This is a genomic window from Pseudomonas sp. ABa2 (assembly GCF_056676075.1).
Window position 1 is genome coordinate 959,022 of sequence record NZ_CM155239.1, and the last position, 25,486, is coordinate 984,507.

The window sequence follows — 25,486 nt, forward strand, 5'->3', positions numbered from 1 at the left end:
CCATTCAAAACCTGACTAGAATGCTTGCTGTGGTTCTGTGAAGTCCGCGCGTCGGCCTGCTGGTGCGCGTTGGTTCGGGATGACCGAGGGAGAATCTATGGACGACAGAGCTGTCTTGCCTGCGCCTAAACCCTGGCTGCCGCTGGCCGTGGCACTGAGCCTGCTACTCGGCCTCGGCGCGCTGATCGTCTGGCAGTGGCAGCTGATGCAGAGCCGCGAGCGCGAGGACAGCGAGCAGCGCTTCTTGCTCGAGGCGCAGGACGTCGGCCAGCGTGTACTGGCGCGAATGCAGGCCTACGAGATGGTGCTGCGCGGCGTCTCCGGGCTGATGACCGGCAGCGATGCGGTGTCGCAGGTGGAGTGGGATCGCGCCCTCGACCAGCTGCAGCTGCAGGATCGCTATCCCGGCATCCAGGCCCTGGCCTGGTCGCGCTACCTGGGCCGCGCGCAACTGGCCGACTACCTGGCCGAACTGCAGGCACAGCAGCGCCTCGACTACCAGATGTTCCCCGCCGGCGAACGCGAGCAGTACCTGCTGATCGGCTACGTCAGCCCGCTGGACTGGCGCAACCGCCGGGTGCTGGGCTTCGACATGCTCACCGAGCCGGCGCGCCTGAGCACCATCGAGCGCGCCATCGACAGCGGCGAGGCGACCCTCAGCGCGCCGCTGATCCTGCGTCAGGAAACCCAGGTCGACGTGCAGGGCGGGGTGCTGCTGTTTCTTCCGGTGTTCCGCCCGGGCATGCCCTTGAGCACGCCGCAGGAGCGTCGCGAGGCCCTGCTCGGCACGGTCCATGGCGCCTTCCGCAGCCAGGATCTGATGGAAGGCATCCTCGGCCCGCAGAGCCGCCGCTTCGATATCGCCCTCAAGGACCTGCAGGAGCCGGACGCCATGCTGCTCAGCGGCGATGCGCCGCGCGCCGACTGGCAACCGCGCTTCCAGCGCAGCCTGGAGCTGTCGCTGTACGGCCGCACCTGGGGCCTGCAGGTCAGCAGCACCGCCGAGTACGAGCGCGGCCTGGCCGGCCGCGGCAGCACCCTCGGCCTGTGGCTGGGGTTGGCGGCGGTGGCCCTGCTGGCGCTGCTGGTGGGTGGTTACCTGTATCAGCGCGACCGCAAGCTGCACGCCAGCCAGCAGGTGGCGGCCAAGTTGCAGGAGCGCGAGGAGCGCTTCCGCCTGCTGGTCGAACGTCTGCCGGTGGCCACCCTGCTGTGCACCGCCGACGGGCGCATCGAGATGGCCAACCGCAGCGCCGCCGAGCTGCTCGACTGCGCCGCGCCGGCGCTGCTCGGCGAGCCGGTGGCGCGTTTTCTGCCGGCGGTCGATGCGCTGCCGACGCTGCAGGCGCAGCTGGCCGAGGGCGACGAGCTGCAGGCGCGCAGCCAGCGCGGCGAGACGATTCCGGTCAGCCTCAGCCTCAGCCGCCTGCGCGAGGGCGGCGACGCCGACTACCTGCTCAACCTGGTCGACCTGCGCGCGCGCAAGGGCGCCGAGGAACGTTTCCGCCTGGTGGTCGAGGCCTCGCCCAACGCCATCCTGCTGGTCGACAGCCTGGGTCGCATCGCCATGGTCAACCGCCAGACCGAACTGCTGTTCGGCTACGAGCGGCAGCTGCTGCTCGGCGAGCCGGTGGAGATGCTCCTGCCCAGCGCCCTGCGCGGCAGTCACGTGGCCATGCGTCGCGGCTACCAGGCGCTGCCGGAACCGCGGCGCATGGGCGGCAACCGCGAGCTGTTCGGCCAGCACCGCGAAGGGCGGATGATCCCCCTGGAGGTGGGCCTGTCGCCGATCCGCAGCGGCAGCGAGACCCTGGTGCAGGCGGTGATCATCGACATCAGCGAGCGCAAGGCGGCCGAGCACAAGTTGCGCGAGCAGGCCGAGCAGCTGCTGCTGGCCAACCGCTACAAGTCCGAGTTCCTCGCCAACATGTCCCACGAGCTGCGCACGCCGCTCAACAGCATCCTGATCCTGAGCGACCAGCTGCGGCAGAACCTGGCCGGCAACCTTACCGAGAAGCAGGCCAAGCACGCCGATATCGTCCACCGCGCCGGCAGCGACCTGCTGCAGCTGATCAACGACGTGCTGGACCTGGCCAAGGTCGAGTCCGGGCGCATGCAGCTCAAACTGGAGCCGCTGAACATGCAGGACGTGCTGGTCGAACTGGACGCCAGCCTGCGGCCGATGGCCGAGCTCAAGGGCCTGCGCCTGCATACCCAGCTCGACGCTGGGGTGCCGCGGGTGATTCACACCGACCGCGTGCGCCTGCACCAGATCCTGCGCAACCTGCTGTCCAACGCGCTGAAGTTCACCGAGCAGGGCGAGGTCAGCCTCACCGTGAGCTGGGAGGAACGCCTGGACGACGGTCGCGAGCTGCTCAGCTTCAGCGTGCGCGACACCGGCATCGGCATCGACCCGGCGCAGCACGAGCAGATCTTCCAGGCCTTCCAGCAGATCGACGGCTCCACCAGCCGGCGCTTCGGCGGCACCGGCCTGGGCCTGGCCATCACCCGCCAGCTGGTGCTGGCGATGGACGGCGACATCAGCCTGCACAGCGCGCCGGGGCAGGGCTCGGTGTTCAGCGTGCGCCTGCCGGTGCAGAGCGCGCCGGCCAGCGCCGAAGCGCCGCTCGAGGGGCCGCAGCGCGGCGGCGAAGGGCCGCCGCTGCTGATCGTCGAGGACGACGCCAACTTCGCCGCGGTGATCGCCGAGGCGGCCCACGGCCACGGCTTTTCCAGCGTGCACTGCCGCACCGGCCTGCAGGCGCTGAACCTGCTACAGCATGAACCGTTCAACGCGGTGATCCTCGACATCCTGCTGCCGGACATCAGCGGCTGGCAGCTGTTCCGCCGCCTGCGCGGCCAGGTCGGCCATCGCCACACGCCGGTGCACATCATCTCCTGCGTGCCGCAGCCGGCTGGCTGGAACGACGATGGCACGCGCTACCTGGTCAAGCCGATCGACCGCGAAGAGCTGGAGCAGGTGTTCCTCGACCTGCAGCACGGCCAGTCGGCGGATCAGGCGCTGCTGCTGGTAGAGGACGTCGAGATCGAGCGCGAACACTACCGCGAGCACCTGAGCCAGCTGGGCTTCGCGGTGACCGCCTGCGCCAGCGCCGAGCAGGCCCGCGCCGCCTATGCCGGCGGCCAGTTCAGTGCCCTGGTGATCGACCTGGACCTGCCCGACCAGGACGGCTTCGCCCTGCTCGACAGCCTCAACCAGCTGCGCCCGCTGCAGGGCCTGCGGGTGGTGATCAACACCGGGGTCGACGTCACCCTGCAGAGCCTGCAGCGCCTGCGCCGTTACAGCGCGGTGGTGGTGCGCAAGCACGGCGACGACACCGCCGCGCTGGATCAGGCCGTGCAGGGCTTTCTCGACGAGGTGCGCGGCCCCGACCAGGGCCGGCGCCGCGTCAATCCACTGGAGGGGCGGCGCATCCTGCTGGTCGACGACGACATGCGCAACGTCTACGCCTTAAGCGCGCTGCTCGATGAAGTCGGCCTGCGCGTGACCGCGGCCAAGGACGGCGTCGAAGCCATCGCCTGCTACCAGCGCGAGCCGTTCGACCTGATCCTGATGGACATGGCCATGCCGACCATGGATGGCTACACCGCCACCCGCCTGCTCAAGCAGGAGCACGGCTGCAGCCTGCCGATCATCGCCCTGACCGCCCACGCGATGAAGGGCGACCGCGAGAAATGCATCACCGCCGGAGCCGACGACTACATGGCCAAGCCGATCAAGCGCGACGAGCTGCTGGCCCTGCTGGAGCGCTGGCTCACGCCTATCGCACTGCCGCTGGCCGGCAATGATCTAACCTGAGAGGCAGGAGTTCAGTGCAAGGCCAAAAGGACACAGGAGGTAGCATGGCCAAGGCGCAGACCAAGATCGACGCCGAGCAGGGAACGCAGATCCTGCTGGTGGTGGACGACCGCGCGGAGAATCTCGAGGCCATGCAGGCCCTGCTCGACGACGGCGACTGGCAGCTGCGTTGCGTGAACTCGGGCGAGCAGGCGCTGCTCTGCCTGCTGGAAGAGGACGTCGGCCTGGTGCTGCTCGACGTGCAGATGCCGCGGATGGACGGCTTCGAGGTGGCCCGGCTGATGCGCGGCAACCCGCGCACCCGTTTCACCCCGATCATCTTCGTCTCCGCCATCGCCCAGACCCAGGACGCGGTGCTACGCGGCTACAACAGTGGCGCAGTGGATTTCGTGCTCAAACCGTTCGACCCCACGGTGCTGCGGCACAAGATCCACAGTCTGCTGGATCACGAGCGCAACCGCAGCGAGCTGCAGCAACTGAGCCAGCAGCTCGACCGCGCGCGGGCATTCAACGCCTCGGTGCTGAACAACGCCGCCGAGGGCATCATGGTGGTCGGCGAGGACGGCCGCATCCAGTTCGCCAACCCGGCCATGGCGCAGATGCTCCAGGGCGAGGTCGCCGACCTGGAGGGCTCCGAACTGCTGGCCTTCCTGCACAGCCCGCAGGTCGAGGGCGACTGGCAGCAGTCGGAGTTCTACCGCCACTGGAAGCGCGAGGCCACCTACCGGGTGCACGAGGCCAGCCTGCGCACCCTCGCCGGCGGCGTGCTGCCGGTGGCGCTGTCCTGTTCGCCGCTGCCGCGCCTGCAGCACGCCATGGTGGTGATCGCCCTGGACATGTCGGTGGTGCGCAACCTGCACGCGCAGCTGGAGTCGCAGGCAGTCACCGACGCGCTGACCGGCCTGCTCAACCGCCGCGGCTTCCACCGCGCGCTGGAGTCGGCGCTGGCGCGTATCGAGCGCAGCGGCCAGCGCCTCGCCGTGCTCTACCTCGACCTGGACGGCTTCAAACGGATCAACGATTCGCTCGGCCACGACGCCGGTGACCAGCTGCTGCGCCGCGTCGGCGAACAGCTCAAGGCCTGCCTGCGCCCCTACGACAGCCTGGCGCGCATCGGCGGCGACGAGTTCACCGCGCTGCTCGACAACCTCGGCCACCCCGAGGATGCGGCGCGGGTCGCGGAGAAGCTGATCGAGCTGGTCTCGGTGCGCCATCACCTCGACGGCGTCGACTTCACCCTTGGCGCCAGCGTCGGCATCGCCTGCTTTCCCGAGTGCGGGCAGAGCGTCGAGGGCCTGCTGCGCGCCGCCGACATGGCCATGTACGAGGCCAAGCGTGCCGGGCGTCAGCAGTACCGCTTCTTCTCCCCGGAGATGAACGGTCGCGCGCGCTCGCGGCTGATGCTCGAGGAGAGCCTGCGCCACGCCATCGAGAACGACGATTTCGTGCTGGTCTACCAGCCCCAGGTGTATCTGGAGACCGGCCGGCTGCGCGGCTTCGAGGCGCTACTGCGCTGGCAGCACCGGGTCGCCGGCACCGTGGCGCCCAACGTGTTCATCCCGCTGCTGGAAGAGACCCGCCTGATCAATCGCCTGGGCGACTGGATCTTCCGCGAAGGGGCGCGCCAGCTGGCTGGCTTCAGTCGCCAGTTCGGCGACGAACTGGTGCTCAGCATCAACGTCAGTCCGGTGCAGTTCGGCATGCCGCAGCTGGTCAACGACCTGCAGCGGGTGCTCGAAGCCCACGGCCTGCAGCCGCGCCAGCTGGAAGTGGAGGTGACCGAGAGCGCGCTGATGCAGGACCTGGAGCTGACCCAGGCGCAGCTGCGCCAGCTGCGCCAGCTGGGGGTGAAGATCGCCATCGACGACTTCGGCACCGGCTATTCGTCGCTGGCCTACCTGCGCCATTTCGAGCTGGATACGCTGAAGATCGACCGCCTGTTCGTCGCCAACATGCTCGATTCGCCGCGCGACGCCGCGGTGGTCAGCACCATCATCGACCTCGGCCATCACCTCGGTCTGGAGGTGATCGCCGAAGGGGTGGAAACCCAGGCCCAGCGCGACTGGCTGGTGCGCCACCGCTGCAGCATCATGCAGGGCTTTCTGGTGGCGCCGGGTATCGCCGCCGAGGCCGCGCTGCAGGTGCCGGCGCAGCTGGACTGGGCCAGCCTGCCGCTGTCGCGCGGCGCCCCGCCCGCAGCGGACGATGGCCTGTAGGGGGCGCCGCGAACCTCAGGGGCTGGCGTGACTTCAAGTCGCTTGGTGCAGGCTCGCCAGTTCGGCGTCCTTTTCTTCCCACAGCTGGTTGACCCACTGCTGGAACGCCAGGCGGTAGGCCTCGTCCTGGTCGTAGTTGCGGCCGATGAACTCGCGCGGGATCTGCACCTGCTGGAAGCGCACGTGCACCGCGTCGAGACGGCCGCAGAGCAGGTCCCAGAAGCCGGGCACGCCGTGCGGGTAGTGGATGGTGACGTTGACGATGCTGTGCAGCTGCTCGCCCATGGCGTCGAGGACGAAGGCGATGCCGCCGGCCTTGGGCTTGAGCAGGTGGCGGAACGGCGAGTTCTGCTGGGCATGCTTGGCTGCGGTCAGGCGGGTGCCCTCGAGGAAGTTGAACACCGCCACCGGGTTGCTCTTGTAGCGTTCGCAGGCACGGCGGGTGGTGGCCAGGTCCTGGCCGCGCTTCTCCGGGTGCTTGGCCAGGTATTCCTTGCTGAAGCGCTTCATGAAGGGGAATTCCAGCGCCCACCAACACAGGCCGATCACTGGCACCCAGATCAGCTCCTGCTTGAGGAAGAACTTCAGCAGCGGCAGGCGGCGGTTGAGGATGTACTGCAGCACCAGGATGTCGACCCAGCTCTGGTGGTTGCTGGTCACCAGGTAGGAGTGGCGGGTGTCGAAGCGCTCCAGGCCTTGCACGTCCCAGTGGATGCGGCCGACCAGGCGCATCCACCACTTGTTGACGCCGATCCAGGCCTCGGCGATGCCGTGCATGACGAAGCGCAGCGCGCGTTGTAGCGGGGCGAAGGGCAGCAACAGCTTGAGCAGGGCTACAAAGAACAAGGGCCAGCACCAGAACAGGGTGTTGAGCGCCAGCAGCAGGCCGGCGAGCAGGCCGCGAAGCGGCGCGGGGAGGAAGTGCAGCATGCAAAGGAGGCCTTCTGACAAGGGGCTTCTGTCGGCCCCGGGGCGGTACGAAACGGCTGCGACTATCCCTGCGCAGGTGTATCGGCTGACAAGGTTAACGTCTGTACACTGACCTGCAAGTGCCAGTGGTGGCCGGCAGGTTGCGTCGGTTCGCAGGGTGCGCCGCGCGCACCGGCTGTACCGGCCGATGCCTGCCATCCATTCCGGCGCACCCTTGTGTCCGTGCCTGGCGCTTCAGTTCGGCAGGTTAGCCGCCTGGATCGCGGTTAGCGCGATGGTGTAGACGATGTCGTCGACCAGGGCGCCGCGCGACAGGTCGTTCACCGGCTTGCGCAGACCCTGCAGCATGGGGCCGACGCTGATGCAGTCGGCGCTGCGCTGCACCGCCTTGTAGGTGGTGTTGCCGGTGTTCAGGTCGGGAAACACGAACACCGTGGCACGCCCGGCCACCGGGCTGTTCGGTGCCTTCTGCCGGCCGACGCTGTCGATGGCGGCGGCGTCGTACTGCAAGGGGCCGTCGAGCAGCAGGTCGGGGCGCATCTCGCGGGCCAGGCGGGTGGCGGCGCGCACCTTCTCCACCTCCTCGCCGCTGCCGGAGTCGCCGGTGGAGTAGCTGAGCATGGCCACCCGCGGGGTGATGCCGAAGGCCTGCGCCGAGTCGGCGCTCTGCAGGGCGATCTCGGCCAGTTGTTCGGCGTTGGGGTCGGGGTTCACCGCGCAGTCGCCGTAGACCAGCACCTGATCCGGCAGCAGCATGAAGAACACCGAGGACACCAGGTTGTAGCCCGGCGCGGTCTTGATCAGCTGCAGCGCCGGGCGGATGGTGTTGGCGGTGGTGTGGATGGCGCCGGAGACCAGGCCGTCCACCTCGTCCAGGGCCAGCATCATGGTGCCCAGCACCACCGTATCCTCCAGTTGCGCCTCGGCCATCGGCGCGTTGAGGCCCTTGCCCTTGCGCAGCTCGACCATGGGTTCGACGTAGCGCCCGCGGATCAGGTCCGGGTCGAGAATCTCCAGGCCCGCCGGCAGCTCGATGCCCTGAGCGCGGGCGACGGCATGGACGGCGTCGGGCTTGGCCAGCAGCACGCAGCGGGCGATGCCGCGCGCCTGGCAGATCGCCGCCGCCTGCACGGTGCGCGGCTCGCTGCCCTCGGGCAGGACGATGCGCTTGGCCGCGGCCTTGGCCCGCTGCACCAGCTGGTAGCGGAACGCCGGCGGCGACAGGCGCAGCTCGCGCGGCGTGCCGCAGCGGGTGGCCAGCCAGTCGTGGTCGATATGCCCGGCGACGAAGTCGGCGACCTTCTCCGCGCGCTCGCGGTCGTCCACCGGGATTTCCTTGTTCAGGCGGTTGAGGTTGGTGGCGGTGTCATAGGAGCCGGTGCCCACCGTCATCACCGGCAGGCCGCTGGCCAGGGCGCCGCGGCACAGCTCCATGATGCGCGGGTCGGGGGCGAAGTCGCTGCACAGCAGCAGGCCGGCCAGTGGCACGCCGTTCATCGCCGCCAGCGCGGCGGAGAGGATGATGTCGTCGCGGTCGCCCGGGGTCACCACCAGGGTGCCGGGCTTGAGCAGCTGCACGCTGTTGGCCACGGCGCGGGCACAGAGCACGATCTTCAGCATGCGCCGCTGCTCGTACTCGCCGGCGTTGAGGATGCGCGCGCCGAGCAGTTCGGCGACGTCCTTGGTGCGCGGCGCGTTGAGCTCCTCCTGCCAGGGGATGCAGCCGAGCAGGCGGAAGTCGGCGGTCTTGAGCAGCGGCGAGAGTTCCTGCAGGCGTTCGGCGAAGGCCGCCACGCCCTGTTCGCTGCGTACCTTGTTGAGGATCACGCCGAGCACCTTGGGGTCCTTCGGCCCGCCGAACAGCTGGGCCTGGATCTCGATGCGGTCGGACAGCTCGGTGAGGCTCTCGTCCTCCGGCGCGCTGACCAGGATCACGTCGGCGTCCAGGCTCTTGGCCAGGTGGAAGTTGACCCGCGCGGCGTAGCTGGCGTGACGGGTCGGCACCATGCCCTCGACTATGACCACGTCCTTGTCCACTGCGGCCCGTTGGTAGAGGCTGATGATCTCCTCGAGCAATTCGTCGAGCTGGCCGTCGCCGAGCATGCGTTCGACATGGCCGAGCGACAGCGGCTTGGGCGAGTTGAGGCCATGGGTGCGGGCGATCAGCTCGCTGGAGCGCTCCGGGCCCTCGTCGCCGGCATGCGGCTGGGCGATCGGCTTGAAGAAGCCGACCTTGAGGCCGCTGCGTTCCAGGGCGCCGACCAGGCCGAGGCTGATGGAGGTGAGGCCGACGCCGAAACCGGTGGGGGCGATAAAGAAGGTATGCATGGTCTCTCCAGATATGGGGGCGCTGAGCGCAGCGAAACCCTACGGGCGATTCGGGCTCAGGCGTCGAGCAGGGCCAGGGTGTCCAGGGCGATCTGCCGTTCCTCGTTGGTCGGCACCACCAGCACCCGCGGACTGCCGTCGGCTTGGATGGCGCCGGCGGCGCCGCGCACGCAGCGGGCGTTGGCCGGCTGGTCCAGGTGCAGCCCGAGCAGACGCAGGTGGTCGACGGTCTTGCTGCGGATCAGCGGCGAGTTCTCGCCGATGCCGCCGGTGAACACCAGGCCGTCCAGCCGCGGCAGGGCGCAGCTCATGGCCGCCAGCGACTTGGCTAGGCGGTAGCAGAACACCTCGATGGCCAGGCTGGCGCCGGCATGGCCCTGCTCGCGCGCCTGCTCCAGGGCGCGCATGTCGTTGGACAGGCCGGACAGGCCGAGCAGGCCGCTGTCCTTGTTGAGCATGCTGTCGATCTGCTCCAGGCTCCAGCCCAGGGCGCGCGCCAGGTGGCTGTGCAGGTTGGGATCGACGTCGCCGCTGCGGGTGCCCATCACCAGGCCTTCCAGCGGGGTCAGGCCCATGCTGGTGTCGCGGCTCTGGCCGTCGACTATGGCGCAGGTGGAGCAGCCGTTGCCCAGGTGCGCCACCAGCCAGCTGCTGTCGCCCACGGCCAGGCCGGCCAGTTCCGCGGCGCGGCGGCTGACGTAGCGGTGGCTGGTGCCGTGGAAGCCGTAGCGGCGCACGCCGTGCTCGCGGTACAGCGCCTCCGGCACGGCGTAGCGATAGGCGTACTCGGGCAGGGTCTGGTGGAAGGCGGTGTCGAACACCGCGACCTGCACCAGGTTGGGGAACAGCTTCATCGCCGCCTCGATGCCCAGCAGGTTGGCCGGGTTGTGCAGCGGCGCCAGCGGCGCCGTCTGGCGGATGGCCAGCAGGCTGATCTCGTCCAGCCGGCTGGCGGCGGTGAAGCGCTCGCCGCCGTGCACCACGCGATGGCCGATGCCGTGCAGCTCGCCGCCGGCGGCGCGCTGCACCAGCGGCAGCAGCTGGGAGAGCGCCAGGCGGTGGTCGGCGCCGGGGATCATCAGGCTGTCCCGAGTTTCGCCCTGCTGCCAGTGCAGGGCCGCCTCCGGGCTGCCCAGGCGCTCGGCCAGGCCGCTCAGGGGGAATGGCTCCTGGGCTTCGTTGACCAGGGCGAACTTGATCGACGAACTGCCGCAGTTGATCACCAGAATATTGCGTGCAGGCATTTAGGCTTCCTTGAAATCATCGTTCGACCGCTCCGTGGCGCACCAGCCGCAGGGAAAGGCGCTGCCCAGGCGGGCCTGGCGCTGTTCGGGGTCGAGCACCCAGGGGCGATTCTGCCAGGGCGGGCGGTGACGCAGGTGCTGAGTATGGCCGCAGGACAAGACTGCCACCCAGTCGCCGTGCTCGTCCTGACGGAAGTCAAGCAGGCGCGGCGCCCCTGCCGCCGGCCGTTTGTCCGGGCTCGGGTCGCATTCGCCTGCGGCCTTGGTTAAACTCGCTCGTTCATCATTCTTCTGCAAAAGGTCTCACCCATGCTGATCGCCGCCAACAAGGCCGTCTCCATCGACTATACCCTGACCAACGATGCCGGTGAGGTGATCGACAGCTCGGCTGGCGGCGCGCCGCTGGTCTATCTGCATGGTGCGGGCAACATCATCGCCGGTCTGGAAAAGGCCCTGGTCGGCAAGCAGGTCGGCGACGAGCTGGACGTCTCGGTCGAGCCGGAAGAGGCCTACGGCGAATACAGCGCCGAACTGGTCGCCACCCTCAGCCGCGCCATGTTCGAAGGCGTCGACGAGCTGGAAGTGGGCATGCAGTTCCACGCCTCCGGCCCGGACGGCAGCATGCAGATCGTCACCATTCGCGATCTGGACGGCGACGACGTGACCGTCGACGGCAACCACCCGCTGGCCGGCCAGCGCCTGAACTTCAAGGTCAAGGTGGTCAATGTGCGCGACGCCAGCGCCGAGGAAGTGGCCCACGGCCATATCCACGGCGAAGGCGGTCACCACCACTGATCGGCAGGGCGTGCGGATCGTCCGAAACGACCTCCGGTCGTTCCATCATGGCGATCCGCTGCTAAGCTGAATCTTGCGAAGAAGGCGCCGATAGGCGCCTTTTTTGTCGCAGGCCAGCGTTGCCTGCCACACGCGGGCCGTCGCCGGCGCGTCGAAAAACGCACCAGGTGTTTTGTGCTCGCAGGCCATCGCTGGTCGCCTTGTGGGCCGTCGCGCCGAATCTGTCGAGGAAGTCCATCATGAGTGCTTTTCACGATCTCAACCTGCGTGCGCTGGATGGCCAGGACCTGCCGCTGGCGCCGTACAAGGGCCAGGTGGTGCTGGTGGTCAACGTCGCTTCCAAGTGCGGCCTGACTCCGCAGTACGCCGGGCTGGAAAAGCTCCATCAGCAGTACAAGGGCAAGGGCTTCACCGTGCTCGGCCTGCCGTGCAACCAGTTCGCCGGGCAGGAGCCGGGCAGCGAGGAGGCGATCCGCGAATTCTGCAGCCTCAACTACGGGGTGACCTTTCCCCTGGGCAGCAAGCTGGAGGTCAACGGCCCCGGCCGCCACCCACTGTATCGCCTGCTGGCCGGCGAAGGCGCGGAGTTTCCCGGCGACATCACCTGGAATTTCGAGAAGTTCCTGGTCGGCCAGGACGGCCGGGTGCTGGCGCGCTTCTCGCCGCGCACCGCGCCGGACGATCCGGCGCTGATGCAGGCCATCGAGAAGGCACTCGGCCTGTAACGGCGAATCGGCCAATCCGCCGGCCGTTTCGACGGCCAGCCTTGTTCCCCGCTCCTCCCGGCGGCTTAATCGAGCGATCTGCCGAGGAGTCCGTCCATGACCAGTTTCCCCCGCGACCCCGACGAGGCCATGGCCTCGCCGGCCGCCCTGCGCGCGCTGATCGAAAGCCGTCGCGCGGTGCGCCGTTTCACCGCCGAGCCGGTGCCGGAGGCGGTGATCCGCGACTGCCTGGAGCTGGCGATGCTGGCGCCGAACTCCTGCAACCTGCAGCCCTGGAGTTTTCAGGTGATCCGCGAGCCGGCGCTGCTGGCGCAGCTGCACCCGGTGTGCATGAGCCAGCACGCCGCCCGCGCGCCGCTGATCGTCGCCGTGCTGGCGCGCCCGGATACCTGGCGCCAGGCCTGCCGGCAGATCGTCGAGCACTGGCCGGAAGCCGAGGTGCCGGCGCGCATCCGCCACTTCTACGGCAAAACCGCGCCGTTCCAGTACAACCAGGGCCCGCTGGGCCTGCTCGGCCTGTTCAAGCGCCAGCTGGTGCGCCTGCTGGCGCTGCGCAAGCCGCTGATGCGCAGGCCCAACAGCCGCGCCGAGATGCGCCTGTGGGCGGCCAAGTCCACCGCCCTGGCGGCGCAGAATCTGATGCTGGCGTTCCACAGTCACGGCTACGGCACCTGCCCGATGGAGGGCTTCGACGAGGTGCGCCTGCGCCGGGTGCTGGAGATTCCGCGCCAGGCCATTCCGATCATGCTGCTGGCGGTAGGTCGCCAGGGCGAGAAGGGCGTGTACAACCCGCGCCTGCGCTTTCCGCTGGAGCAGCAGGTGACCTGGCGCTGACCTGGATCAAGGCGTCCCGGCTTGAATACGGCGTAATCGTCCTCATCTAGTCTTCATCTCGGCGGGTTTCTGTATTCGGGGATTGTGGTCCCGGCCCGCTTTTCTAGAAGGAAGGACATCTATGCGTATCGATCGTTTGACCAGCAAGTTGCAACTTGCCCTCTCCGATGCCCAGTCCCTGGCCGTGGGCATGGATCACGCCGCCATCGAGCCGCTGCACCTGCTGCAGGCGCTGCTGGAGCAGCAGGGCGGTTCGATCAAGCCGCTGCTGATGCAGGTGGGCTTCGACATCGCCAGCCTGCGCCAGGGTCTGACCCGCGAACTCGACCACCTGGGCAAGCTGCAGAACCCCACCGGCGACATCAACCTGTCGCAGGACCTGGCGCGCCTGCTCAACCAGGCCGACCGCCTGTCGCAGCAGCGCGGCGACCAGTTCATCTCCAGCGAGCTGGTGCTGCTCGCGGCGATGGACGAGAACACCAAGCTGGGCAAGCTGCTGCTGGCCCAGGGCGTGTCGAAGAAGGCCCTGGAGAACGCCATCGCCAACCTGCGCGGCGGCCAGGCGGTCAACGACCCCAACGTCGAGGAGTCGCGCCAGGCGCTGGACAAGTACACCGTCGACCTGACCAAGCGTGCCGAGGAGGGCAAGCTCGATCCGGTGATCGGCCGCGACGACGAGATCCGCCGCACCATCCAGGTGCTGCAGCGCCGCACCAAGAACAACCCGGTGCTGATCGGCGAGCCCGGCGTGGGCAAGACCGCCATCGCCGAGGGCCTGGCCCAGCGCATCATCAACGGTGAAGTGCCCGACGGGCTCAAGGACAAGCGCCTGCTGTCGCTGGACATGGGCTCGCTGATCGCCGGGGCCAAGTTCCGCGGCGAGTTCGAGGAGCGCCTCAAGGCGGTGCTGGGCGAGCTGTCCAAGCAGGAAGGGCGGATCATCCTGTTTATCGACGAGCTGCACACCATGGTCGGCGCCGGCAAGGCCGAGGGCGCCATGGACGCCGGCAACATGCTCAAGCCGGCGCTGGCGCGCGGCGAGCTGCACTGCGTCGGCGCCACCACCCTGGACGAGTACCGCCAGTTCATCGAGAAAGACGCCGCGCTGGAACGGCGCTTCCAGAAGGTGCTGGTGGACGAGCCCTCCGAGGAGGACACCATCGCCATCCTGCGTGGCCTCAAGGAGCGCTACGAGGTGCACCACGGCGTGACCATCACCGACGGCGCGATCATCGCCGCGGCCAAGCTCAGCCATCGCTATATCACCGACCGCCAGCTGCCGGACAAGGCCATCGACCTGGTGGATGAGGCCGCCAGCCGCATCCGCATGGAGATCGACTCCAAGCCGGAGGCCCTCGACCGTCTGGATCGCCGCCTGATCCAGCTGAAGATCGAGCGCGAGGCGCTGAAGAAGGAAGAGGACGAGGCCACCAAGAAGCGCTTCGTCAAGCTGGAGGAGGACATCGCCAAGCTGGAGCGCGAATACGCCGACCTGGAGGAAATCTGGAAGTCGGAGAAGGCCGAGGTGCAGGGCTCGGCGCAGATCCAGCAGAAGATCGAGCAGGCCAAGGCCGACCTCGAGGCGGCGCGGCGCAAGTCCGACCTGCAGCGCATGGCCGAGCTGCAGTACGGCATCATCCCCGACCTGGAGCGCAGCCTGCAGATGGTCGATCAGCACGGCAAGAGCGAGAACCAGCTGCTGCGCAACAAGGTCACCGACGAAGAAATCGCCGAGGTGGTGTCGAAGTGGACCGGCATCCCGGTGAGCAAGATGCTCGAGGGCGAGCGCGAGAAACTGCTGAAGATGGAAGGCCTGCTGCACCAGCGGGTGATCGGCCAGGACGAGGCCGTGGTGGCCGTGGCCAACGCCGTGCGCCGTTCCCGTGCGGGGCTGGCCGACCCCAACCGGCCGAGCGGCTCCTTCCTCTTCCTCGGCCCCACCGGGGTGGGCAAGACCGAGCTGTGCAAGGCGCTGGCCGAGTTTCTCTTCGACACCGAGGAGGCGCTGGTGCGCATCGACATGTCCGAGTTCATGGAGAAGCACAGCGTGGCGCGGTTGATCGGTGCGCCGCCCGGCTATGTCGGCTATGAAGAGGGCGGTTACCTGACCGAGGCGGTGCGCCGCAAACCTTACTCGGTGGTGCTGATGGACGAGGTGGAGAAGGCCCACCCGGACGTGTTCAACGTGCTGCTGCAGGTGCTCGAAGACGGCCGCCTGACCGACAGCCACGGGCGCACCGTGGACTTCAAGAACACCGTGATAGTCATGACCTCCAACCTCGGCTCGGCGCAGATCCAGGAGCTGGTCGGCGACCGCGAGGCGCAGCGCGCGGCGGTGATGGATGCGGTGAGCAGCCATTTCCGCCCCGAGTTCATCAACCGTATCGACGAGGTGGTGGTGTTCGAGCCGCTGGGCCGCGAGCAGATCGCCGGCATCGCCGAGATCCAGCTCAAACGCCTGCGTGGCCGCCTGGCCGAGCGTGAGCTGAGCCTGGAACTGACGCCGGAGGCGCTCGACAAGCTGATCGCCGTCGGCTACGACCCGGTCTACGGTGCGCGGCCGCTGAAGCGGGCGATCCAGCGCTGGATCGAGAACCCGCTGGCGCAGCAGATCCTCGCCGGCGCCTTCGCTCCGGGTGCGCTGGTGCATGCCAAGGTGGAGGGCGAGGAGATCGTCTTCGCCTGATTGCGCTCGATGTAAAAACAAGGCCCGCCAAATTGGCGGGCCTTGTCGTTTCGGGGGGCACGATCTTATGTAGGAGCGGATGTCGCCTTTTGCGTCCGCCGAAATGGTGGATCGATGAAGCGTGATCCACCCTAGGCTCAATGCTCCTTTCCGCAGCAGCCACCCCAGTGCTTCTGCTTCGAGGTATGGCCGATGCCGGGGTTGAAGCTGTTGGTCGGGTCGAGTTCGCGGTAGAAGCCGGCCAGCGCCGGTTTGGCCACGTACAGGTGGCCGACGTTGTGCTCGGCCGGGTACTCGGCACGGCGCTCGTCCAGCAGCGCCCACATGCGGTGCTCCATCGCCAGCGGGTCGACGCCCTTCTTGACGATGTAGTCCTGGTGGAACACGTGGCAGAAGAAATGCCCGTAGTAGAGCTTGTGCACGATCTGCTGTTCCAGCTCGGCGGGCAATTTTTCGACCCAGTCGCGGTCGTTGCGGCGCAGGGCGATATCCAGCGCGACTATGTCTTCCACGCTGCCGCGGTGCGCCTCGCGGTAGCGGATCGCCGCGCCGGCTATGGCGAAGCGGTGGAGGAAGGCCTTGCGCCCCTCCTCGGCGTCGCACTCGAAGTAGGCGCCGCTGGTGCTGCCGGCGAAGTACTCGGCGAGAAAGGCGCGGGTCTGCTCCAGGGTGTCGTTGGACACCCGCAGCAGCAGGTGATGCTCGTAGCGCTCGCGGTATTCGCGCATGCGCTTGGGCAGGTGGCTGGGCAGCAGGTTCATCGCCGCCTGCAGCACGCGATCGGTCACCCCGCGCAGGCCGAAGCGTTCGAAGAAGCCGTCGATGCGGCTCTTCAGAGCGAAGGCGGCCGGCACCCTGGCGGTGCCGAACTTGTCGATCACCAGGAAGCTGTCCTTGCCGTACTTCTCGCCGATATCGAAGGCGGTGCGGTGGATGTACTCGCCGGCGATCGGCAGGCGCGGCAGGTGGGTGAGCAGGTGGCGGCGCACTTCGGTGAGATCCTGCGGGTCGTTGCTGCCGATATAGAACACCGTGCTCGGCTCCTTGGGGAAGGTGTCCAGGCGCACGGCGAACAGGCACAGCTTGCCGGCCGAGCCGGAGGCCTCGAACAGCCGCGAGGGGTCGGCGTTGAAGCGTGCCGGGGTGTCGGCATCGACGTCGCGCACGTGTTCGCCGTAGCGCGCGTCGGAAGCCTTGGCAGTCGCCTCGTTGCGGATCTGTTGCGGACCGTAGTCGCCGTTCTGCAGGCGGGTGAGGATTTCCTCGGGGTTGTCGCCCAGCTCGATGCCCAGGTGATTGACCAGCTGCAGCGTGCCGTCGTCCCGCACCTGGGCGTACAGCGCCAGCTCGGTATAGGCCGGGCCGCGGCGCACCAGGGCGCCGCCGGAGTTGTTGCAGATGCCGCCGAGCACCGAGGCGCCGATGCAGGACGAGCCGATCACCGAATGCGGCTCGCGGTTGAGCGGCGCCAGCGCTTGTTCCAGGCGGTCGAGGGTGGCGCCGGGCAGGCACACCACCTGCGCGCCGTCGTTGATCAGCTGCACGCCGGCGATGCGCAGGGTGCTGATCAGCACGATCTCGCGGTCGTAGTCGTCGCCGTCCGGGGTCGAGCCGCCGGTCAGGCCGGTGTTGGCCGCCTGCATGATGACGATGCGGTCGGCCGCCACCGCCGCCTGCAGCACCCGCCATTGCTCCAGCAGCGAGCCGGGGCGCACCACCGCCAGGACGGCGCCCTGGCCGCTGCGGTGGCCCTTGCGAAAGCGCCGGGTGGCCTGCTCGTCGGTCAGCACGTGGGCCTCGCCCACCACCTGGCGCAGCTGTGCCAGCAGGGTGGCCGAGGCGACGCTTGCGATCCCCTGTGCGGCGCCCATGGCCTAGCGCTCCCTGACCAGCGAGTCGCGGTTGATCTCGGCGATCGACTTGGCACCGGTGAGCACCATGGCCACGCGCATTTCCTTCTCGATCAGCTCCAGCAGGTTGCTCACCCCGGCGCCGCCGGCGGTGGCCAGGGCGTAGACGAAGGCGCGGCCGAGCAGCACGCTGTCGGCGCCGAGGGCGAGCATGCGCACCACGTCCAGACCGGTGCGGATGCCGGAGTCGGCGAGGATCTTCAGCTCGCCCTTGACCGCATCGGCGATGGCCGGCAGGGCGCGGGCGCTGGACAGCACGCCGTCGAGCTGGCGACCACCGTGGTTGGACACCACTATGCCGTCGGCGCCGAACTTGACTGCATCGCGGGCGTCGTCGGCGTCGAGGATGCCCTTGATCACCATCGGCCCTTCCCAGAAGTCGCGGATCCACTGCAGATCCTTCCAGGAAATCGACGGGTCGAAGTTGGCGCCCAGCCAGCCGATGTAGTCGGCCAGGCCGGTGGGGTTGCCGCGGTAGGCGGAGATATTGCCCAGGTCGTGCGGCTTGCCCAGCAGGCCGACGTCGAGCGCCCAGCTCGGGTGGGTCATGGCCTGCAGCATGCGCCGCAGCGGCGCGTTGGGGCCGCTCATGCCGGAGTGGGCGTCGCGGTAGCGCGCCCCGGGCACCGGCATGTCGACGGTGAACACCAGGGTGCTGACGCCGGCGGCCTTGGCCCGCTCCAGCACGTTCTTCATGAAGCCGCGGTCCTTCAGCACGTAGAGCTGGAACCACATGGGCCGGTCGATGGCCGGCGCCACCTCCTCGATCGGGCACACCGACACGGTGGACATCGTGAAGGGAATGCCCTTGGCCGCCGCCGCCTTGGCCGCCTGCACCTCGCCGCGCCGCGCGTACATGCCGGTCAGGCCGACCGGGGCCAGGGCCACCGGCATTGCCAGCTGCTCGCCGAACAGCTCGGTGGACAGATCCAGCGCCGACATGTCCTTGAGCACCCGCTGGCGCAGGGCGATGTCGGCCAGGTCGGCGACGTTGCGCCGCAGGGTGTGCTCGGCGTAGGCGCCGCCGTCGAGGTAGTGGAACAGGAAGGGCGGCAGCTTGCGCTGCGCGGCGGCGCGGTAGTCGGTGGAGGCAGAAATGATCATGAACTCATCCTGTGCTGAAAAGGGGGGGCGTGGGGCCGTAATACGCGCGCCCCGAAGGGTCGGGGCGCGCGGGGCGGCGGCGGTCAGTGGGCGATCAGCGGGTCGCTGACGCCCAGGGCATAGATCGCCACCATCGCGATGACTCCAGTAAAGAACACGTAGTACAGGGTCGGCCAGATGGTCTTGCGCAGGGTGCTGCCCTCGCGGCCGAGCAGGCCGACCGTGGCCGAGGCCGCCACCACGTTGTGGATCGCCACCATGTTGCCGGCGGCGGCGCCGATGGCCTGCACGGCGACGATCAGCGCGCCGGAGATGCCCAGGCTGCTGGCCACGCCGAACTGGAACTGGCTGAACATCATGTTGCTCACCGTGTTGGAACCGGCGATGAAGGCGCCCAGGGCACCGATGCTCGGCGCCAGCAGCGGGTAGATGCCGCCGACGCTGTCGGCCACCCAGCGCGCCATGAGGATCGGCATGCTGGCCAGCTCGGCGCCATTGACTCCGGAGTTGATCAGGATGCGCACCATCGGCACGGTGAACAGCAGCACGAAGCCGGCGCTGAGCAGCACGCTGGACGACTCCTTCACCGCGGCGGTGAGTTCGCGCAGCTTCATGCCGTGCAGGAAGAAGGTGGCCAGCACCACGGCGACCAGAATGCCGCCCGGCAGGTACAGCGGTTGGAAGTTGGCGCCGATGCCGGCCTCGCCGAGCAGGTCGGGGAAGTTCACCACCACCGCCTTGAGCGCATTGCCGACCTCCGGGAACACCCGGCTGATCACCAGCAGCACGCCGACCAGCACGTAGGGCAACCAGGCGCGCAGGGCGCTCATCGGCTTGGCGGTGAGCTCGTCCAGCTTCATCTCGACGCTGCCCAGCCATTCGCTCGGCCACTTGTCGGCCGGGGCGAAATCCCAGGTGGTCTTAGGTACCAGGAAGCCGAAGCGGGCGGCGCTGGTGACGATGGCCAAGCCGATCAGTCCGCCGAGCAGCGAGGGGAATTCCGGGCCGAGGAACACGCCGGTGGCGGCGTAGGGCAGGACGAAGGCGAGGCCGGCGAAGATCGCGAACGGCAGCACTTCCAGGCCGGCCTTCCAGCTTTTCTCCTGACCGAAGAAGCGGGTCAGCATCATCGCCATCACCAGCGGCATGACCACGCCGACGGTGGCATGGATGATCGCCACCTGGCTGGTGATCAGCTGCAGGAACTGCGCCCAGCTCGAGCCCTGCTCGAGCAGCTGCGCGCCGATGCTGGCGGTGTCCAGGCCGGTGTTGACGCCGACGATGATCGGCGTGCCGACCGCGCCGAAGGACACTGGCGTGCTCTGCACCAGCATGCCCATCAGCACCGCGGCCATGGCCGGGAAGCCGATGGCCACCAGCAGCGGCGCGGCGATGGCGGCCGGGGTGCCGAAGCCGGAGGCGCCCTCGATGAAGCAGCCGAACAGCCAGGCGATGATGATCGCCTGGATGCGCCGGTCGGGGCTGATGGTGGCGAACCCGGCGCGGATCGCGGTGATGCCGCCGGAATGCTTGAGGGTGTTGAGCAGCAGGATGGCGCCGAAGATGATCCACAGCAGGCCGAGGGTGATCAGCAGGCCCTGCAGGGTCGAGGCCAGCACGCGGTTGAAGCTCATGTCCCAGGCGAACAGGCCGACCGCGGCAGTGATCAGGTAGACCAGCGGCATGGCGTGCTTGGCCGGCCAGCGCAGGCCGATCAGCAGCACGGCGGCCAGCAGGATGGGGGAGAACGCCAGCAGGGCGAGAATTCCGTTGGACATGGGGCTCACTCCGCGGCGAGGCGCACGCGGCGCAGTGGGGACGAAGCGGTGGCGGGCAGACGTGCGGCGCTATGGGGGTTCATGGCGTGACCTCGACGACTCGTTCTTGTTATCGGCATGGATTAATTGGTAAGACCAATTTACAAAGTTGCCGGCTCAGGTTAAAAGTCGATCAATGACCTGTCAAATCGTCGGGCTAAGACTTTGGTCGTAGAGGCTCGTCTTGTCCGCGTTCGGCCTGGGCGATAGGCTTGCGCCTCAGGGCCAGGCCTGCTGGTGGCCTGGTCAAACCAATGGAGAAGTTCGGGATGGAAGTAGGGCAGGTGCGGCAGCGCCGTTTATCGGACGATATCGTCGCGCAACTGGAAACCATGATCCTCGAAGGCACCCTGCGTGCCGGCGAGCGCCTGCCTGCCGAGCGCACCCTGGCCGAACAGTTCGGCGTGTCGCGCCCGTCGCTGCGCGAGGCGATCCAGAAGCTGGTGGCCAAGGGCCTGCTGGTCAGCCGCCAGGGCGGCGGCAACTACGTCGCCGAATCGCTCGGCTCCACCTTCAGCGACCCGCTGATGCAGCTGCTGGAAAACAAGGAGGACGCCCAGCGCGACCTGCTGGAGTTCCGCCACACCCTGGAAGGCTCCTGCGCCTACTACGCTGCCAAGCGCGCCACCGATATCGACCGCCAGCGCCTGACCGAGGCGTTCCAGGCGCTGCAGGACTGCTACACGCGGGTCGGCAAGGTCACCCGCGCCGAGGAGGGCGCCGCCGATGCGCGCTTCCACCTGGCCATCGCCGAGGCCAGCCACAACGCCGTGCTGCTGCACACTATCCGCGGCCTGTTCGACCTGCTCAAACGCAACGTGGTGACCAATATCGGCGGCATGTACGCCCAGCGCGAGGAGACCCGCGACATGCTGATCAGCCAGCACCGCGCGCTGTACGAGGCGATAGTCGAGGGCCGCGCCGAGGACGCCCGGGCGCTGTCGGATCGGCATATCGACTACGTGCAGGAAGTGCTGGCGGAAGTGCAGCTGGAGGCTCGGCGGGTGGAGCGGGCGCAGCGGCGCGGCGCGGTCAGGCCCTAGGACGCCAGCGCACCGCCCTGGCGCTGCGGGCGTTCAGGGGTGCGCGGCCTGGGCGGCGCCGCGACACCTTACCGAGTGTTCAGTCGTCCTTGCCCTTGCTGCGCATGGCGCGCTGCACTTCGCGGTCGGCGTCGCGTTCCTTCTCGACATGGCGCTTGTCGAAGTCCTTCTTGCCCTTGGCCAGGGCGATCTCGCACTTGACAAGGTGCTGCTTCCAGTACAGCGACAGCGCCACGCAGGTGTAGCCCTTCTGCTGCACCGAGCCGAACAGCTTGTCCAGCTCGCGCTTGTTCAGCAGCAGCTTGCGGGTGCGGGTCGGGTCGGCGATGACGTGGGTGCTGGCGGTCTGCAGCGGGGTGATGTGCGCCCCCATCAGCCAGGCCTCGTCGTCCTTGAGCAGCACGTAGCTGTCCACCAGCTGCGCCTTGCCGGCGCGCAGGCTTTTCACTTCCCAGCCGGACAGCACCAGGCCGGCCTCGAACTTGTGTTCGATGAAGTAGTCGTGCAGCGCCTTCTTGTTCAGCGCGATGGTGCCTTGGGGATGTTTCTTTTGCTTAGCCATAGGGCGCGCATTATAGGGAGTCGCCAACGCCTGCGCTATGGGCGTAGCCGGCGCCGAACTTGAGCCCATGCGGCGAATCTCCGACAATGCGCGATCTTTTTTCCCGCAGCATGGGTTTGGCCGCATATGGCGAACGACAAAGTCTCGATTCACGGTGCCTGGGCCAGTCGCTGGGTGTTCATCCTGGCGGCCACCGGCTCGGCGGTCGGCCTCGGCAATATCTGGAAGTTTCCCTATATGACCGGGGTCTACGGCGGCGGGGCCTTCGTCGTCATGTACCTGTTCTGCATCGCCCTGGTCGGCGTGCCGATCATGCTGGCCGAGACCCTGATCGGCCGCCGCGGCCGGCAGAGTCCGGTCAACGCCATGAAGAGCCTGGCCGTCGAGGCCGGCGCCTCGAAGCACTGGTCGCTGGCGGCGCTGGTGGGCATGGTCGCCGCGTTGCTGATCCTGTCGTTCTACAGCGTGGTGGCCGGCTGGTCGCTGGACTACATCCTGGGCATGGGCCGCGGCGATTTTACCGGGGTCACGGCCGACGGCGCCGGCGCCGCCTTCGGTGGCCTGACCGGCGATCCCTGGCGCCTGACCCTGTGGCATAGCCTGTTCATGCTGCTGACTGCCGTGGTCATCGCCAAGGGCGTGGTCGCCGGCCTGGAGCGCAGCCTGCGCATCATGATGCCGCTGCTGTTCGTCCTGCTGCTGGTGCTGCTGGGGTACAGCTTCACCACTGGGCACTTCTGGCAGGGCTTCGACTTCCTCTTCCATTTCGATCCGAGCAAGGTGCAGGACGGCATCCTCGCCGCCATGGGCCACGCCTTCTTCACCCTCAGCGTCGGCGTCGGTTCGATCATGGTCTACGGCGCCTACATGCCGAAGCGGGCCTCGATCGGTGCCACGGTGCTCACCGTCGGCCTGCTCGACACCCTGGTGGCGCTGACCGCCGGGCTGGCGCTGTTTCCCATCGTCTTCGCCGCCGGCCTGGAGCCGGGCGGCGGTCCGGGCCTGATGTTCGTCACCCTGCCCATTGCCTTCGGCAATATCGCCTTCGGCCAGGTCATGGGGCTGATCTTCTTCGTGCTGGTGGCGGTGGCGGCCTGGAGTTCGTCGATCTCCATGCTCGAGCCGGCGGTGGCCTATTTCGTCGAGAAGACCGCGCGCAGCCGCGCGCAGGTGACCGCCGTGCTGGCGCTGCTGTGCTGGCTGGTGGGCATGGGCACCGTGCTGTCGTTCAACCTCTGGGCCGAGGCCAAGTTCTTCGTCTTCGCCGATGACGGTTTCCACCTGCTGCAGTGGGGCGCCGAGGGCGGCAAGACCTTCTTCGACAGCATCGACTACCTCACCAGCCGCATCCTGCTGCCGCTGGGCGGGCTGTCCTTCGCCCTGTTCGCCGGCTGGGTGCTGAGCCGTGATGCGGTGCGTGAAGAGTTGGCGATCAGCAGCCCACTGCTGTTCAATCTGGCCCTCTGGCTGATTCGCGTGGTGGCGCCGATCGGCGTGCTGATCGTCTTTGTCGCGGAGCTGAGCAAATAAATGACCACGCGCATCCAACGCTCGGCGCTGCTGCCCTATCCGGCGCAGGCACTGTTCGACCTGGTCAACGACGTGGCCAGCTATCCCGAGTTCCTGCCCTGGTGCCGCGCCAGCCAGGTGCTGGAGGTCAGCGAGGTCCATATGCTGGCCAGCCTGGAGGTGGCCAAGGGCAGCCTCAGCCAGCGCTTCGTCACCCGCAACACGCTGCAGCCCGGGCAGCGCATCGAGATGAACCTGCAGGAGGGCCCGTTCACCCGCCTGCACGGCGTGTGGGAGTTCAAGGCGCTCGGCGACAAGGCCTGCAAGATCAGCCTGGACCTCTCCTTCGACTATGCCGGCCCGCTGGTGCGCGCTACCCTGGGGCCTCTGTTCAACCAGGCGACCAACACCCTGGTCGACGCCTTCTGCCAAAGGGCCAAGCAGCTGTATGGATAAGCGCAACATCGCCATCGAAGTGGTCTACGCCCTGGCCGACAAGCAGAAGCTGTTGCGCCTGTCGGTGCCGGCCGGCACCACGGTGCGCGAGGCGGCGCTGCTCTCGGGCATGCAGCAGCATTTTCCCGGCCTGGACCTGCAGCAGGCGCCGCTGGGCATCTTCGGCAAGGCGGTGGCCAAGCCCGAGGAGCGGGTGCTGGAGGAGGGCGAACGGGTGGAAATCTACCGGCCGCTGATCGCCGACCCCAAGGAAGTGCGCAAACAGCGTGCGGCCAAGGCCAAGGCGAAAGAAGAAGGCGGAGAGCAGGTCTGAGAAGCGCCCGCCAGACATAAAAAAGCCCGGATCGCTCCGGGCTTTTTTATGTCTGGGTGTTACTGCGGATCGGTATCCAGTGGCTCCGGTACCGGTACCGGTACGGTCTCCACCTGGTCCACTTCGCGCTGGATCTGCTCCAGCAGCGAGCCCGGTGCGGGCGGGGTGTCGTCCTGCTGCTGCGGCTGGGCTTGCGGGGTGGTCACGCCGCTGTCCTCGCCGAGAATCGCCTGGTCGCGGCTGACGCCGGGCATGAAGTCGCCGGCCAGGCCGACCAGTTGATCGTTGCCGTCGAACACCAGGCTGACGCGCTCCTGCAGGCGCTGAGTGCCACCCGGCTGGATGCTGTAGAGGTAGTCCCAGCGGTCGGCGTGGAAGGTGTCGGTGATCAGCGGATTGCCCATGATAAACCGCACTTGGCGTCGGGTCATTCCCGGGCGCAGCTGGTCTATCATGTCCTGTGTCACGACATTGCCCTGTTGGATGTCGATCTTGTAAACCCCGGGGAATGAACAACCGGCGAGTGCGAAGAGCCCGGTCAGCGACAGGCTGGTCAGCAAGAGCTTGGTTTTTTGCATCGGAGGGTGACTTCCACTATCTTGGGCAACTTGAACCCCGGATCATACCCGTATTGAAGGGTGCTGCGAAGCAGCATCCATGAGAAAGCAGACCATGGTTGAAAATAGCGAACTGCGCAAAGCTGGACTGAAAGTGACTCTGCCACGGGTGAAAATCCTGCAGATGCTCGACAACGCCGAGCACCGTCACATGAGTGCGGAAGACGTCTACAAGGCACTGATGGAAGCCGGCGAAGACGTCGGCCTGGCCACCGTGTACCGCGTGCTGACCCAGTTCGAAGCGGCCGGCCTGGTGGTGCGCCACAACTTCGACGGCGGTCACGCGGTGTTCGAGCTGGCCGACAGCGGCCACCACGACCATATGGTCTGCGTGGATTCCGGCGAAGTGATCGAGTTCTTCGATGCGGAGATCGAGAAGCGCCAGAAGGAGATCGTCAAGGAGCACGGCTTCGAGCTGGTGGATCACAATCTGGTGCTGTACGTGCGCAAGAAGAGCTGATGCTTCTGCTGCAATGAAAAAGGCGACCCGAGGGTCGCCTTTTTGTTTTTCGGTTTTCCGTTGCCCGGATGAAGGCCAGCGGGCATGCCGAGCATTGCCGGATCGCATCCGGGCCAG

The 25,486-nt window shown here is 67.7% G+C and carries 20 protein-coding genes; 11 read left to right on the plus strand and 9 right to left on the minus strand.

Translation table 11 applies throughout. The features are described from left to right. The first annotated feature begins 97 nt into the window (after positions 1 to 97). Both AC1G9C_RS04635 and AC1G9C_RS04640 read left to right on the plus strand, forming a co-directional pair. The gene (locus AC1G9C_RS04635) at positions 98 to 3,820 is read left to right on the plus strand and encodes a response regulator (protein ID WP_480409576.1); all 3,723 of its coding nucleotides are present in this window, start codon (positions 98 to 100) and stop codon (positions 3,818 to 3,820) included. A gap of 44 nt (positions 3,821 to 3,864) precedes the next feature. Continuing rightward, positions 3,865 to 6,036 carry a putative bifunctional diguanylate cyclase/phosphodiesterase gene (locus AC1G9C_RS04640; RefSeq protein WP_480409577.1) on the plus strand — a complete coding sequence of 724 codons (2,172 nt, stop codon included), beginning with the start codon at positions 3,865 to 3,867 and terminating at the stop codon, positions 6,034 to 6,036. A gap of 33 nt (positions 6,037 to 6,069) precedes the next feature. Here AC1G9C_RS04640 and AC1G9C_RS04645 read toward each other — a convergent pair whose 3' ends face one another. The 4 genes from AC1G9C_RS04645 to AC1G9C_RS04660 form a co-directional block, all read right to left on the minus strand. Beyond that, positions 6,070 to 6,966 carry an acyltransferase gene (locus AC1G9C_RS04645; protein ID WP_480409578.1) on the minus strand — a complete coding sequence of 299 codons (897 nt, stop codon included), beginning with the start codon at positions 6,964 to 6,966 and terminating at the stop codon, positions 6,070 to 6,072. Between the two features lie 234 nt (positions 6,967 to 7,200). Then, entirely contained in the window at positions 7,201 to 9,294 is a 2,094-nt protein-coding gene (pta, locus tag AC1G9C_RS04650) for a phosphate acetyltransferase (protein ID WP_397497959.1), read from the minus strand. Between the two features lie 56 nt (positions 9,295 to 9,350). Next, positions 9,351 to 10,538, minus strand: a complete 1,188-nt coding sequence (locus AC1G9C_RS04655; RefSeq protein ID WP_122109071.1) for an acetate kinase — start codon at positions 10,536 to 10,538, stop codon at positions 9,351 to 9,353. Continuing rightward, complete coding sequence (locus tag AC1G9C_RS04660; RefSeq protein WP_397497961.1) at positions 10,539 to 10,835, minus strand: DUF3565 domain-containing protein; 297 nt, start codon at positions 10,833 to 10,835, stop codon at positions 10,539 to 10,541. Between the two features lie 12 nt (positions 10,836 to 10,847). Here AC1G9C_RS04660 and AC1G9C_RS04665 point away from each other — a divergent pair, with 12 nt between their 5' ends. From AC1G9C_RS04665 to clpB, 4 genes are all read left to right on the plus strand, one after another. Beyond that, positions 10,848 to 11,333, plus strand: coding sequence for an FKBP-type peptidyl-prolyl cis-trans isomerase (locus tag AC1G9C_RS04665; RefSeq protein ID WP_021446399.1), 486 nt, complete (start codon positions 10,848 to 10,850; stop codon positions 11,331 to 11,333). Positions 11,334 to 11,572: 239 nt separating this feature from the next. Further along, complete coding sequence (locus AC1G9C_RS04670) at positions 11,573 to 12,058, plus strand: glutathione peroxidase (protein ID WP_457787903.1); 486 nt, start codon at positions 11,573 to 11,575, stop codon at positions 12,056 to 12,058. 96 nt (positions 12,059 to 12,154) lie between these two features. Beyond that, positions 12,155 to 12,892, plus strand: a complete 738-nt coding sequence (locus AC1G9C_RS04675; protein WP_480409579.1) for a nitroreductase family protein — start codon at positions 12,155 to 12,157, stop codon at positions 12,890 to 12,892. Positions 12,893 to 13,013: 121 nt separating this feature from the next. Beyond that, a complete protein-coding gene (gene clpB, locus AC1G9C_RS04680) occupies positions 13,014 to 15,578 on the plus strand; it encodes an ATP-dependent chaperone ClpB (RefSeq protein ID WP_021446396.1) in 2,565 nt (854 codons plus the stop codon). Between the two features lie 137 nt (positions 15,579 to 15,715). Here clpB and dld read toward each other — a convergent pair whose 3' ends face one another. The 3 genes from dld to AC1G9C_RS04695 all read right to left on the minus strand — a co-directional run bounded on the left by dld (position 15,716) and on the right by AC1G9C_RS04695 (position 20,370). Beyond that, positions 15,716 to 17,449, minus strand: coding sequence for a D-lactate dehydrogenase (gene dld, locus AC1G9C_RS04685; protein ID WP_480409580.1), 1,734 nt, complete (start codon positions 17,447 to 17,449; stop codon positions 15,716 to 15,718). Positions 17,450 to 17,452: 3 nt separating this feature from the next. Continuing rightward, positions 17,453 to 18,592, minus strand: a complete 1,140-nt coding sequence (gene lldD, locus AC1G9C_RS04690; RefSeq protein ID WP_021446394.1) for an FMN-dependent L-lactate dehydrogenase LldD — start codon at positions 18,590 to 18,592, stop codon at positions 17,453 to 17,455. 83 nt (positions 18,593 to 18,675) lie between these two features. Beyond that, entirely contained in the window at positions 18,676 to 20,370 is a 1,695-nt protein-coding gene (locus AC1G9C_RS04695; RefSeq protein ID WP_021446393.1) for an L-lactate permease, read from the minus strand. A gap of 308 nt (positions 20,371 to 20,678) precedes the next feature. Here AC1G9C_RS04695 and AC1G9C_RS04700 point away from each other — a divergent pair, with 308 nt between their 5' ends. Further along, positions 20,679 to 21,452 carry an FCD domain-containing protein gene (locus AC1G9C_RS04700; protein ID WP_021446392.1) on the plus strand — a complete coding sequence of 258 codons (774 nt, stop codon included), beginning with the start codon at positions 20,679 to 20,681 and terminating at the stop codon, positions 21,450 to 21,452. 79 nt (positions 21,453 to 21,531) lie between these two features. On the opposite strand, the gene smpB is transcribed toward AC1G9C_RS04700, so the two are convergent. Next, positions 21,532 to 22,014, minus strand: a complete 483-nt coding sequence (gene smpB / locus AC1G9C_RS04705) for an SsrA-binding protein SmpB (RefSeq protein WP_021444625.1) — start codon at positions 22,012 to 22,014, stop codon at positions 21,532 to 21,534. 126 nt (positions 22,015 to 22,140) lie between these two features. On the opposite strand from smpB, the gene AC1G9C_RS04710 reads away from it, so the two are divergent. From AC1G9C_RS04710 to AC1G9C_RS04720, 3 genes are read left to right on the plus strand one after another with little or no spacing between them, the layout of a single operon-like run. Continuing rightward, a complete protein-coding gene (locus tag AC1G9C_RS04710) occupies positions 22,141 to 23,544 on the plus strand; it encodes a sodium-dependent transporter (protein WP_480409581.1) in 1,404 nt (467 codons plus the stop codon). Then, positions 23,545 to 23,979, plus strand: a complete 435-nt coding sequence (locus AC1G9C_RS04715; RefSeq protein ID WP_021444623.1) for a type II toxin-antitoxin system RatA family toxin — start codon at positions 23,545 to 23,547, stop codon at positions 23,977 to 23,979. Continuing rightward, positions 23,972 to 24,292: an RnfH family protein gene (locus AC1G9C_RS04720; RefSeq protein WP_021444622.1), complete on the plus strand. Its 321-nt coding sequence runs from the start codon at positions 23,972 to 23,974 to the stop codon at positions 24,290 to 24,292. The genes AC1G9C_RS04715 and AC1G9C_RS04720 overlap by 8 nt, the downstream gene beginning before the upstream one ends. A gap of 59 nt (positions 24,293 to 24,351) precedes the next feature. On the opposite strand, the gene AC1G9C_RS04725 is transcribed toward AC1G9C_RS04720, so the two are convergent. Beyond that, entirely contained in the window at positions 24,352 to 24,870 is a 519-nt protein-coding gene (locus tag AC1G9C_RS04725; RefSeq protein WP_021444621.1) for an outer membrane protein assembly factor BamE, read from the minus strand. Positions 24,871 to 24,964: 94 nt separating this feature from the next. Between AC1G9C_RS04725 and fur the strand changes: the two genes are divergently transcribed. After that, positions 24,965 to 25,369 carry a ferric iron uptake transcriptional regulator gene (gene fur, locus AC1G9C_RS04730; protein WP_031303278.1) on the plus strand — a complete coding sequence of 135 codons (405 nt, stop codon included), beginning with the start codon at positions 24,965 to 24,967 and terminating at the stop codon, positions 25,367 to 25,369. Positions 25,370 to 25,486 lie beyond the last annotated feature (117 nt).